Genomic DNA, 12,104 nt, shown 5'->3' with positions numbered 1-12,104 from the left:
GAGGGGGATAATCCATGATGCGCACCAAGTTCGCGTCTTTCGCACCTGCTAACAGGCACAAGGCGTTCGTGCTCGCCTTGCTGACGGGCGCCTGCCTGGCCGGCGTCGCTTCGGCTCAGACGACGCCCGCCGCGCCGGCCGCTCCCGCCGACGCCATGGACGAGGTGGTGGTCACCGCCTTCCGCAAGAGCCTGGCGACCGCTTTGGACACCAAGCGCAAGGACATCCGGGTCTCGGACGGCATCTCGTCCGAGGACATCGGCAAGTTCCCGTCGGAAAACATCGCCGAAGCGATCCAGCGCATTCCGGGCGTGCAGATCTCCAACATCAACGGCCGCGGCTCGACGATCAGCATTCGCGGACTGGGCCCGCAATATGCGATGACCACGATCAACGGTCAGTCGTTCAAGAGCGCCAACTTCACCGACGGCTTCCGCTATGACGTGATCCAGACCGAACTGGCCTCGGCCATCCAGGTGATCAAGTCCCCGACCGCCGACATGGACGCTGGCGGCCTGGCCGGCACGGTCAATATCGACACGGTGCATCCGTTCGACGTCAAGGGCCGGCAACTGATCCTGGCCGGCAAGCTGCAACAACAGAAGCTGGCCGGCGGCGACCCGACGGGCAAGGTCGGCGCGACCTATGTCGACCACTTCTTCGACGACAAACTGGGGGTGTTCCTCGGCGCGGGCTACCAGGCGCTGAAGGACCGCGGCGACTACATGTGGATGGACCGCTGGATCGTCAACAGCGGGGTGTATACGCCCGGTCGCCTGCGTTTTCGTCGTATCGACCGCGACACCAAGCGCAGCATGGTCAACGGGGCGATCCAGTTCAAGCCGATCGACACCCTGCAGATCGACATGATCGCGACCTACGCCAAGGACAAGACCACCCAGGACCTGCATCAGCAGGTGTTCCTGTTCACCAGTCCGTCGGCCTCGAACGTGGTGACGCTGGCGTCGGCGAACAACACCGCCACGAAGGTGCAGATCAACAACTTCCGCCTGGAGAACAATCACCAGTTCGAGACCCGGCCGCAGTCGACCGGCGCCTTCACCACCGACTTTCATTGGACAGGCCTGGAGAACTGGGACTTCAAGGGCGTCGCGCACTATTCGCGCGGCCACGCCATCTTCAACGAGGAGGCGGCGATCCTCGGCGTGGTCGTTCCGTCGGCGACACTGGACATCAGCAATCCCAAGAACATCGCCTTCGCGACGTCGAACTCCCTAACCGACGCGACGCAGTACGCGCCGGCCAACCTGTTCCGGAACAACTATCCGACCGGCGCCTACCGCACGATCGACTCTTATGAAGACGCCGCGCAGTTGGATGTGAAGCGCTACGTCGACTACGGTTTCCTGGAATCCATCGCCTTCGGCGGCAAGTACCGCAAGGAAGTGCTCAAGCGAAACGTCAATCGTTTCGACCGTCAGGACACCAACGTGCCGACGGCCTTCGCGCCCAGCCTGGCGACCACCGGCATCGCGGTGTCGAACTTCCTGGATGGCGACATGACCATTCCAGGCGCCTGGATCTCGCCGAACATCCAGGCCTATCGCGAGGCCTTGGCCAAGGAAGACTACACCGTCTACGAGGCCTTCGATCCGCAGGGCAGCTACCACGTCAATCGCGACCTGACCTCGTTCTACGCGATGGCCAACCTGAAGGGCGAGATCTTCTCGCTGCCGTTCCGCGGCAATGTCGGCGTCCGCCGCGAAGGCACCGACCAGACGGTCCACGGCTACGTCGCCGGCGCCGCCAATCCGCAGAACACCGAGGTCAAGCTGGTCGCCGGGACCTATTCGACGCCCAAGTCCTACGACAACACCCTGCCTTCGGCCAATTTCAGCGTCGACCTGACCGACAACCTGCTGCTGCGCTTCGCCGCCGCCAAGGTGCTGGTCCGTCCGATCATCGACTCCAGCAACCAGTTGGCCACGACGGTGACCACCAGCACCGACAGCACCGGCCACAAGGTCAACACCATCGCCCTAGGCCAAGGCTCGCTGAACCCGCTGACCGCCAACCAGATCGATGTCGGCCTGGAATGGTACTACGGCGAAGGCAATGGGCTGAGCGCCGGCTTCTTTACCAAGAAGGTCAAGAACGGCACCTTCACCACCGTGATCTGCCCGACCAGCTACGAAGGCGTCAGCTTGTCGAAGGACGCCAGCGGCGTCTGCGTCTCCAGCGCCGGCGACACCTACTCGATCACCGAGAGCCAGAACGACGCGCGCGAAGTGACGATCAAGGGCTATGAACTGAACTGGCAGCAGTCGCTCGACGCCTGGCTGCCGATCGAGGGCTTCGGCCTCGTAGCCAACTACACCCATGTCAGCCCGGCGACCTCGACCACCGGCTTCAAGCTGGCCAACCTGTCCGAGCACACGGCCAACGGCACCGTCTACTGGGAGAACAAGACCTTCAGCGCCCGCCTGTCGGCCAACTACCGCAGCGCCTACGACCAGACCTCGGTGGAGAGCTTCTTCGCCGGCCCTCTGGGCCACACGGTCGCCTCGCGCACCCAGTTCGACCTGAATCTCGGCTATAACTTCAACGATCATCTGAGCTTCTCGTTCGCGGCGATGAACCTCAACAACGCCGAGGAGAAGGCCTATCTGATCGACAAGAGCCGCTGGCAGATGAGTTCGTCCACCGGGCCCAGCTACTACCTGTCGTTCCAGTACAAGATGTAGCGTTTCGAAGTTTCTCCAAGACGCCGACCCTTCGGCGAAACGGCTGGTCGCCGCCGGACTCCTGGCGGCGACCAGATTTTTCGGTGTTCCAGATGTCCCGAGACCTGATTTCCATGCGGCCTAGTCCTTCTCGCCGTCAGGCGCTTCAGCAAGCCGTGGCCGCCGTCGCCGCGCTATCGGCGCCGTCCCTTGCCACGGCGGCCGGCGACGAGGGGAACGCGGTCAAGGCGGCGCGGGCGGTGCTCGTTCGCCGTTTCGGTCCGCGCGCTGGCCAGATCGACCTGACGCTGGCGCCGCGCGCGACGGCGACCGCGCCGCCCTGGTACAGGGTGAAGAGCCGGGGAGGGCGGGTCCGCATCAGCGGCGACACGCCCGTCGCCTTGACGCGCGGCGCCTACAGCTACCTGAAGTCCATCGGCGCGGCGTCGGTCAGCTGGGAGGGCGATCGGGTGGCGCTGCCGGACCATTTTCCCGACGTCGACACGGGAAGGGTCGCCACCCCGTTCGCGCACCGCGCCTATCTCAACACCTGCACCTATGGCTACACGACGCCCTGGTGGGGCTGGGCGCGGTGGACGCGCGAGATCGACTGGATGGCGGCGCACGGCGTCGACATGCCGCTGGCCATGGAGGGCCAGGAACATGTCTGGCGGGCGCTGTGGCGGGAGTTTGGCCTGAGCGAGGCGGAACTGGCCGACTACTTCTCCGGTCCTGCCTTCACCCCCTGGCAGCGCATGGGTAACATCGAGGGCTACCGCGCGCCCTTGCCGAGCCGCTGGATCGACAAGAAGAAGGACCTGCAGGTCCAGATCCTGGGCCGGATGCGGTCGCTGGGCATGACGCCGATCCTGCCGGCCTTCGGCGGCTACGTGCCCAAGGCCTTCGCCCAGAAGCATCCCGAGGCCAAGATCTATCGGATGCGGCCATGGGAGGGCTTCCACGAGACCTACTGGCTGGATCCCGCCGACCCGCTGTTCGCCCGCATCGCCAGCCGGTTCTTGGCCCTCTACACCCAGACCTATGGGGCGGGGACCTACTACCTGGCCGACTCGTTCAACGAGATGCTGCCGCCAATCGCCGCCGACGGCGCGGACGCTCGCGACGCGGCCTACGGCGACGGAACGGCCAACGCGGCGGCAGCCAAGGCCAAGGTCGAGATCGACCCGGCCCTGAAGGCCCAGCGCTTGGCCGCCTACGGCAAGGCGATCTACGACTCCATTCGCCAGGCCCGCCCGGACGCGGTCTGGGTGATGCAGGGCTGGCTGTTCGGCGCGGACCAGCATTTCTGGGACCCGCCGGCGATCTCGGCCTATCTGAGCCTCGTGCCCGACGACAAGCTGATGGTCCTGGACATCGGCAACGACCGCTATCCGGACGTCTGGAAGAACGCCAAGGCGTTCGGCGGCAAGCCGTGGATCTACGGCTACGTCCACAACTACGGTGGCAGCAATCCGGTCTATGGTGACCTGGACTATTACCGCCGCGACCTGACGGCGATCGCCAGCAACCCGAACACGGGCAAGCTGGCGGGCTTCGGGATGTTCCCCGAGGGGCTGCACAACAATTCAATCGTCTACGAAGCTACGTATGACCTGGCCTGGGGGGCGGGGCAGGGGTCCTTGTCGGCCTGGCTGTCGACCTATGCCCGCTCGCGCTACGGCGCCACCACGCCGCAGCTTGACGCGGCCCTGGGCCAACTGGTCCAGGCCGCCTACACCACCCGCTACTGGTCGCCGCGCTGGTGGAAGAGCAAGGCCGGCGCCTATCTGTTCTTCAAGCGGCCGACGGCGACGATCGGCGAGTTCCCGGGCCACCCCGGCGATCGCGCCCAGCTGGACGCGGCCGTGCGCGCCCTGGCCGCCCAGGCCGGCGCCTTCGCCGACCAGCCGCTGTTCGTACTGGACCTGGTCGACGCGGCCCGCCACCTCGCCAGCCTGGAGATCGACAGCCAGCTTCAGGCCGCCGTCGCAGCCTATCGCGCTGGCGACATCTCCGCTGGCGATCGGGCGCGCCGACAGATCGAGACGCTGGCCCTGGCGGTCGACGCGCTGCTCGGCGTCCAGCCCGAGACCCTGGCCACCTGGATCGACGACGCCAGGGCCTATGGCGACACCCCGGCGGACGCCGCGGCCTATGTCGCCAACGCCAAGGCCCAGGTCACCGTCTGGGGCGGCCAGGGCAATCTCAACGACTACGCCTCCAAGGCCTGGCAGGGCCTCTATCGCGACTTCTACCTGCCGCGCTGGTCGCGGTTCCTGGACACCCTGAAGGCGGCGGGAACGGGGCCGTTCGACGAGACGGTCGTCACTCGCGACGGCGTCGCCTGGGAGCGCGCCTGGGTCGCCGCCGACGTCGCCTATCATCGCCAGCGGCCCGCCGATCCGGTCGGCGGGGTCAAGGCCCTGATCGCCCATCTGGACCAAGCTCGGAAGACCAACGCATGACTAAGCCCGCCGCGCGCTTCCTGTCTCTGGACGTCTTCCGGGGCCTGACGGTCTGCCTGATGATCGTCGTCAACACCGCCGGTCCCGGAGCCGACGCCTACACCCAGCTGGTCCACGCCCCCTGGTTCGGGTTCACGGCGGCCGACGCGGTGTTCCCCTCGTTCCTGTTCGCGGTCGGCTGCTCGATGGCCTTCGCCTTCTCGCGGCCGGTCCCGACGGGCCAGTTCTTGGCCAAGGTGCTGCGGCGCGCGGCCCTGATCTTCCTGCTGGGTTTCCTGATGTACTGGTTCCCGTTCGTCCACAAGGTCGACGGGCACTGGGCGCTGATCCCGTTCGCCGGCACACGGGTCATGGGCGTGCTGCAGCGGATCGCGCTCTGCTACCTGCTGGCCGCCTTGGCCGTGCGCTGGCTGTCGCCGCGGCTGATCGTCGTCCTGTCGATCGGCCTGCTGCTCGGCTACTGGGCGATCCTGCTGGCCTTCGGCGACCCGGCCGCGCCGCTGTCGAAGCTGGGCAACGCCGGCACGCATCTGGATCTGTGGCTGATCGGCCAGAACCACCTCTACCGCAAGGACGGGGGCTTTGATCCCGAAGGCCTGCTGGGAACCCTGCCCGCGACCGTCAACGTGCTGGCCGGCTATCTGGCCGCGCGGTTCCTGAAGGACACGCCCGCCGCTGGCCGCGCCACGATCCGCATGGCCCTGGCCGGGGCCGTCCTGATCGCCGGCGGCCTGGCCTGGGGTCTGGCCTTCCCGATCGCCAAGAAGCTGTGGACCGGCAGCTTCGTCCTGCTGACCGTCGGCATCGACCTGGTGCTGCTGGCCGCCCTGACCGCCGTGCTGGAGGGGCGGGCGCCGAACGCGGCGACGCGGTTCTTCCAGGTGTTCGGTCTCAATCCGCTGGTGATCTACCTGTTCTCGGAGCTGTTCATCGTTTCGCTGAACATGATCGAGGTCGCGCCGGGCGTGGGGCCATACGAGTGGGTCGGGATCCATGTGTTCCAGGCGATGACGCCGGGCGCGCTGGGCTCGTTGCTGTGCGCGATCGCCTACATGCTGGTCTGCTGGCTGCTGGGCTACGTCATGGATCGCCGCGGGATCGTCGTGAAGCTTTAGGTCAGCGCCCCGCAGGCGGCGCAGAACGCCTCAAGATCCCGCTCGTCGTGATAGATCGAAAGGCCGATCCGCAACACGTCGTCGCGCACGTCGACGACGACGCCCAACGCGGCCAGCGCCTGTTTCCAGGCCTGGGCCGATGGAGGGCGCAAGGCCAGGAATCGGGCTTGCGGAGCCTCGCCCGGGGGATTCAGCACCACGGCGTCTTTCAACGGTCCCGCCCCGCCGGCGACGATCCGGTCGAGCAGGATCCGTTGCAGGCCGCGCACGTGAGCGGCGATCGCCGAGGTGGTGAGACCTTCAGCCTCCAGCATCTGTCCGGCCGCCACGAAACGATAGAGACCCGACGGGTCGAAGGTGGCGCCCATGAACCGGCCAGCGTCGCGGACGTAGCCCACCCCGCCGGGCGGACCTTCCAGATCGCCGAACTCGGCGTACCAGCCGGTCAGGGCGGGCCGCGGGCCAAAGCCCGGCGGTGCGTGCAGGAACGCCGCCCCTTCACCGGCCATGGCGTACTTGTAGCCGCCGGCGATGTAGAACAACCGGTCGGTCACCGCCGCCAGGTCGGTCGGGACCGCCCGGAAACCGTGATAGCCGTCGACCACCACCCACGGCCCTTGCGGTCGCGCGAGCTCGGCCAGTTCCCAGACGCGGTCGAAGACCAGGCCGCTCTTGAAGAAGACGTGGCTGACGAAGATCAGGTCGAAATCGCCGCCGCGCGCGGCCGCCAGGAACCGCTCGGCGAAATCCGGCGCGTCGCTCTCGACCAGGGTCAATTCGATCTCGCCGGCCTCGACCCAGCGCTGGGCCTGGCGACGGAAGGAGTGGAACTCGCCGTCGGTCGACAGCACCCGGACGGGCCGGCGGTCGATCGCCGAGGTCAGCACCGCCAGCAGGGTGTGGGTGTTGGGCGCGAAGACCACGCTGTCGGGGGAGGGCAGGGCCAACTCGCGGGCGACCAGCGCCTGGGCGGCCGGATAGACCTGGCCCAGGGCCTTGTCCCACTTGTGGTCGGCCAGGACGGCGGCGTCCTCCCAGGCCTGCACCTGGGCGGCCAGGGTGGCGTCGGGCCACAGATGGTGGCTGTGGGCGGCCATGTGCAGCCGCCCCGGCGCGGCGGCCAACGCCCGCGAGAACAGGTCCTTGCGCGCGCCGCTCACAGTTTGGTTCTCAGCGACCACAGCTCGGGGAAGGCGCGCCGGCGCAGGGTCGAGGCCAGGTAGCCGACGCCGTCGGTGCCGCCCGTGCCCGGCCGGCCGCCGATGATCCGCTCGACGGTCAGCACGTGCTTATGGCGCCAGGTGACCAGGGCGTCGTCCAGGTCGACCAGCTTTTCGGCCAGTTGGTACAGCTCCCAATAGCGTTGGGTGTCGCGATAGACCTCCAGCCAGGCGGCCTCCACCTCGGGCGAGGGCGCGTAGGTCTGGGCGAAGTCGCGGTTCAGCACCGCGTCCGGCACGGCCAGCCCCGCCTTGGGCAACTGGGCGATGGCGACGTCGTAGAGGCTGGGCGCCTCCAGGGCCGCTTGCAACTGCGCCAGGGCGTCCGAACCCTCGGCGTGGAACTTCAGGAAGCTCTGGTCCTTTAGGCCCAGCAGGTATTCCAGGGTGCGGAACTGGTGCGACTGGAAGCCCGAGCTGGAGCCCAGATCGCCCCGGAAGCTCAGATAGTCGGCCGGCGTCATCGTCGCCAGCACGTCCCACGACAGCGTCATCACGGTCTGGATCCGCGACACCCTGGCCAAGGCCTTGTAGGCCGGCTCGACGTCGCCCTCCGCGATCAGCCGCCTGGCCAGGAGCACCTCGTGGATGATCTCCTTGAGCCACAGCTCCTTGGTCTGGTGGATGACGATGAACAGAAGCTCGTCGTGGCGGTCGCTCAGCGGCTGCTGGGCCGCCAGCAGCTGGTCCAAAGCGAGGTAGCGCGCGTAGGTCATGTCCTGGGTCATGCGCCGACCCTAGGCCGTTCCCGGCGGCAGGTTTGCCCTCGTTTGCGCGGCGATCACCGCAGAGCGCGAAACGATGTTCCTGGGCGCAGGCGTGGGGTGAAATGAATATCCGTCCTGAACGGCGTTGGTCCGCCGCCCGAAGCCCTTTTTCAGGACCTATCCGTGTGTCGCCGTTTAAGCCGCGTTCGGCGAGCCTGGTCCTACGAGGCTCGGCGGCAAGAATGTTGGCCGGTGTTCCAGCCCCGCGCGCCGACGGAGGTCATGACGCGATAGCGGACGCCTTCCTCCAGGAGGCGGACACCGATCTCGATCGCGCTTCTCCAGACCAGGGCGGCGCGGCGGCTGAGGCCCGTCTCCGGATCGACCAATATGACGAAGGAAGGAAGCTCCGCGTCTCGGCCGATCAAGATTCGCGCGCCGCCGTCGGAGACATCGACGAGACGGCACCTGCGCGCAACGGCGCCGTCGCCGACGTAGATCGGGCTATGGTCGCTGTGACGGGGGTGACAGCGGCGGTCCGCGCCTTCCAGATTGGAGTCGACGATCGAGATCATGACTCGAACGCTAGGCGCTGATCGTTAACCTAGATTAGCGTCGAAGTTGCGGCGTGTTGTCTCACTCGCTCGAGCGGCGGCGTCTGGGAGCACGGTTCATTCGCGATCACCGGACTTTTCCAGGGCCGGCGGTCGGAGACGCTCGTACTAGGAGACACCTCCACGCCGCGTCCGGTCCAGGCGGCCCATGGCGTAGAAGACCAGGATGCTGGTCACCACCAGCACGGCGGCCAGGGCCAGCATGGGCGCCAGATCGCTGCCGGTCGCGTCGCGCACCATCGGCACCAGGTTCTGAGCGATGAAACCGCCGAGATTGCCGATCGCATTGATCGCCGCGATGCCGGCCGCCGCCCGCGGGCCGCTGAGAAAGCTCGGCGGCAGGCTCCAGAACACCGGCTGGGCCGAGAAGATGGCCGGGGCCGCGACGCACAGCATGGCGAACTTCAACGCCGCGCCGGGCAGGATCACGCTCAGGGTCAGGGCCACGGCGGCCACCAGAGTGGGGCCGGCGATGTGCCAGGCGCTGGCGCCGTGGCGCGCGGCATGGCGCGGCACCAGCCACAGGGCCACGGCGACCAGCATCCACGGGATCACGTTGACCAGGCCGTTGACGGTGTTGGACACGCCGAACGACTTGACGATGGTCGGCAACCAGTAGCTGAGACCGTAGGCGCCCAGGGGCATGCCGATATAGAGCCCCGCCAGCAGCAGGACTCGAGGATCGAAGATCGCCTTCCAGGCGCCGCGATGATCAACGGAGGCGCCGCCGCGCTCGTGGTCCAGCACCTTGGTGATCCAGGCCTTGCCCGCCTCGGGCAGCCACTTGGCCTGGGCCGGGCCGTCGGGCAGCTTCCACAGCACGTAGGGCGCCAGCAGGACGGCGGGAACGCCGGTGGCCAGGAACACCCACTGCCAGCCGGCCAGGCCCAGCACCTGGTCCAGGTCCAGCAGCATTCCGCCCACGGCCGAGCCCACCGCATTGGCCACGGCGCTGGCGACCATGAACAGCCCCACCATCCGCGCGCGATGCGCCTGGGGGTACCAGAGGGTCAGCACATAGAGCACGCCGGGGAAGAACCCCGCCTCGGTGACTCCCAGCAGGAACCGCAGCCCGTAGAACATCGCCGCGTTCTGGGTGAAGCCCAGGGCCAGGGTCACAAGGCCCCAGGTGAACATGATCCGGGCGAACCAGACCCGCGCGCCCACCCGGGCCAGGATCAGGTTCGACGGCGCCTCGAACAGGAAGTAGCCGATGAAGAACAGCGACGCGCCCAGGCCGTAGGCGGCTTCGCTCAGGCCCAGGGCCTTCACCATCTCCAGCTTGGCGTAGGAGACGTTCTGCCGGTCGATATAGGCGATCAGGTACATCAGGCAGAACAGCGGCATCAGCCGCGCGGTGATCCGGCCGACGGTCGCCTTTTCCATTTGGGCTTCGGCGAGTTCAGACATGAAGGCGTGCTCCGTCGGTCCTGGCGTCCGGCGCCGCGTCGATGCGGCGTGGCGGCGCGGTGGAGTTCCGCTGGATCAGGACATGGTCCAGCACATGGTCGGCCGTAACCCCGCCGTCGGGCTGGGGTGAGCGCAGGGCGCGGATCAGCCGGTCCAGCGCCACCGCCGCCATCTGCCGCACAGGCTGGCGGACAGTGGTCAGGGGCGGCCAAAGGGTCGTGGCCACGGTCGCGTCGTCGAAGCCGACCACCGTCAGGTCGCGCGGCACGTCCAGATGTCGGCGATGGGCCACCGACACCGCCGCCGCGGCCATGTCGTCGTTGCTGGCGAAGATCGCGGTGAGCGTCGGATCGCGGTCCAACAGTTCCTCGGTCGCCGTCAGGCCCGAACCGTAGGTGAAGGCGCCTTGGGCCAGGACCAGTTCCGCGCCCTCTACGGCGGCGACCGCGGCGCGGGCGCCCTCCAGGCGCTCGGCGCTGGCGGTCTGGTCGGGGTTGCCGACAATGAAGCCGATCCGCCTATGGCCCAGGTCGAGCAGATGCCGGGTCATCGTCCAGCTGGCCTGGCGGTCGTCGATGCGGACGCTGATCGCGTCGGCGGGCGGCCTGCCGGAGGCGACCACGGCGACGGGCAGGTTGGCGGCGCGAAGGATGTCGCGGACGATGGCGGATTCGCCCAGCGGCGGGGCCAGGACCACGCCCTGGACGCCGGTGGCCAGCAGCTTCTCCAGATCCCGCGGCGCGGGCGAGTGGCCGCTTTCGCCCCGCACCAGGATCAGCCGCGCCCCGGCGTTGGTGGCCTCCTCGAACACGCCGACCAGGAAGTCGCTCATGAAGGCGGCGCTGGGATTGGAATAGACCACCCCGATCCGCAGTTCGCCGGCGGTGACCAGGCTGCGGGCCGCCAGGTTGGGCTGGTAGCTCAGCTCCCGGATCGCGTCCTGCACGGCCTTGCGCGTCGTCTCACGGACGCTGGCCCCGTCGTTGATGACCCGCGACACGGTCATGCGCGAGACGCCCGCCCGTTGCGCGACATCGACGATGGTGGCGCCGCGAGGGCGATCTGGCCTGTTCAATGGGTAACCTTCCCGACGTCCGCCGGCGGCGCGGGTCCATAGGGGCGCGGCGCATCCGCCGACGCAAGCGGCGGGCGAGGCGTGGTCCTGGCTTGGAAAGCCAGCCCTGCGGCCCTGCGGGTCACGCGTCAGCGAACACGGTTGCGCGCGTCGATCTGCTAGGCTTCCGCCCGCGATCTGAAGCTCATCATCTGGGCTGCGATCGCGGCCTGCGTGCGGTTGTGCACGTTGAGCTTGCGCATCACGGCGGTCATGTGCGCCTTGACCGTGGCTTCGGCGATCCCGAGATCGAAGGCGATCTGCTTGTTGAGCCGTCCGGAATTGACCCCCTCCAGGACCTTCATCTGGGTCGGCGTGAGCTCGCAAAAGCCGATCTTCTGGTCTTCGTCGGCGTCGCGCTGCTTCATTGCGGTCATGTTTACCCCTGCCATTTTCCTCTCCTGACCAGCCGTCTTGCCGCGGCCGGGCTCCGCCTTGGTCGATGCGCCGATCTTTTGCCGGCGGCGGTTCGTGTTCAGCGAACTTAGCGATATTAGTTGGACAGATTCAAGTGCGTTGGTCAATGTTAGCGTGCACAAATGATTTTGAACGGCTTATTTGGAAAAGCTGTCGTACAGATTTTGAGGGGCGAGCCGATGGAGAACCCGAAGCGGGTCAGGCGCGCGGGGCCGTCCGCGCGGCGCCTGGGGAGCGTCCGGCGGTCGGCAATCCCGCCCTTGGTCATCCTGATGAACGAGGGCTTTCGGCGCCGGACTGGTCGGCCGCCGCTTTTTGTGGAACGTGAAAGCGTGACCGCGCCGCGGCGGTCGTGTTG

Annotated in this window: 9 protein-coding genes; 3 read left to right on the top strand and 6 right to left on the bottom strand. The window is 67.5% G+C overall.

The annotated features are described in order from the left end of the window. The first annotated feature begins 17 nt into the window (after positions 1–17). The 3 genes from J2X41_RS02535 (at position 18) to J2X41_RS02525 (ending at position 6,264) form a co-directional block, all read left to right on the top strand. Positions 18–2,705: a TonB-dependent receptor gene (locus tag J2X41_RS02535; RefSeq protein ID WP_404979869.1), complete on the top strand. Its 2,688-nt coding sequence runs from the start codon at positions 18–20 to the stop codon at positions 2,703–2,705. 107 nt (positions 2,706–2,812) lie between these two features. Beyond that, positions 2,813–5,149, top strand: coding sequence for an alpha-N-acetylglucosaminidase (locus J2X41_RS02530; RefSeq protein WP_310079844.1), 2,337 nt, complete (start codon positions 2,813–2,815; stop codon positions 5,147–5,149). Beyond that, positions 5,146–6,264 (top strand): acyltransferase family protein, encoded by a 1,119-nt coding sequence (locus tag J2X41_RS02525; RefSeq protein WP_310079344.1) that lies wholly within the window; start codon positions 5,146–5,148, stop codon positions 6,262–6,264. Before J2X41_RS02530 ends, J2X41_RS02525 begins: the two co-directional genes overlap by 4 nt. Here the strand turns inward: J2X41_RS02525 and J2X41_RS02520 are convergent. From J2X41_RS02520 to J2X41_RS02495, 6 genes are all read right to left on the bottom strand, one after another. Then, positions 6,261–7,445, bottom strand: a complete 1,185-nt coding sequence (locus J2X41_RS02520) for a class V aminotransferase (RefSeq protein WP_310079343.1) — start codon at positions 7,443–7,445, stop codon at positions 6,261–6,263. The genes J2X41_RS02525 and J2X41_RS02520 overlap by 4 nt on opposite strands. Continuing rightward, the gene (locus tag J2X41_RS02515; RefSeq protein ID WP_310079342.1) at positions 7,421–8,212 is read right to left on the bottom strand and encodes a tryptophan 2,3-dioxygenase; all 792 of its coding nucleotides are present in this window, start codon (positions 8,210–8,212) and stop codon (positions 7,421–7,423) included. The genes J2X41_RS02520 and J2X41_RS02515 overlap by 25 nt, the downstream gene beginning before the upstream one ends. Before the next feature lie 200 nt (positions 8,213–8,412). Then, positions 8,413–8,766 carry a PilZ domain-containing protein gene (locus J2X41_RS02510; RefSeq protein WP_310079341.1) on the bottom strand — a complete coding sequence of 118 codons (354 nt, stop codon included), beginning with the start codon at positions 8,764–8,766 and terminating at the stop codon, positions 8,413–8,415. 147 nt (positions 8,767–8,913) lie between these two features. Next, the gene (locus J2X41_RS02505; protein ID WP_404979868.1) at positions 8,914–10,191 is read right to left on the bottom strand and encodes an MFS transporter; all 1,278 of its coding nucleotides are present in this window, start codon (positions 10,189–10,191) and stop codon (positions 8,914–8,916) included. A gap of 16 nt (positions 10,192–10,207) precedes the next feature. Next, complete coding sequence (locus J2X41_RS02500; RefSeq protein WP_310079339.1) at positions 10,208–11,290, bottom strand: LacI family DNA-binding transcriptional regulator; 1,083 nt, start codon at positions 11,288–11,290, stop codon at positions 10,208–10,210. A 158-nt stretch (positions 11,291–11,448) separates the two neighbouring features. Then, positions 11,449–11,853, bottom strand: coding sequence for a LuxR C-terminal-related transcriptional regulator (locus J2X41_RS02495; protein WP_310079338.1), 405 nt, complete (start codon positions 11,851–11,853; stop codon positions 11,449–11,451). Positions 11,854–12,104: the final 251 nt, after the last annotated feature.

The sequence above is a fragment of the Caulobacter sp. BE254 genome (assembly GCF_031457295.1).
Lineage (GTDB): Bacteria > Pseudomonadota > Alphaproteobacteria > Caulobacterales > Caulobacteraceae > Caulobacter.
Note: the sequence above shows the minus strand (reverse complement) of the source record. Positions and strands in the feature narration are given on the sequence as shown.

Coding starts and splice junctions, on each gene's coding strand:
- J2X41_RS02515 (WP_310079342.1), bottom strand. CDS start 8,212: ATGACCCAGGACATGACCTACGCGCGCTACCTCGCTTTGGACCAGCTG.
- J2X41_RS02525 (WP_310079344.1), top strand. CDS start 5,146: ATGACTAAGCCCGCCGCGCGCTTCCTGTCTCTGGACGTCTTCCGGGGC.
- J2X41_RS02510 (WP_310079341.1), bottom strand. CDS start 8,766: ATGATCTCGATCGTCGACTCCAATCTGGAAGGCGCGGACCGCCGCTGT.
- J2X41_RS02535 (WP_404979869.1), top strand. CDS start 18: ATGCGCACCAAGTTCGCGTCTTTCGCACCTGCTAACAGGCACAAGGCG.
- J2X41_RS02505 (WP_404979868.1), bottom strand. CDS start 10,191: ATGGAAAAGGCGACCGTCGGCCGGATCACCGCGCGGCTGATGCCGCTG.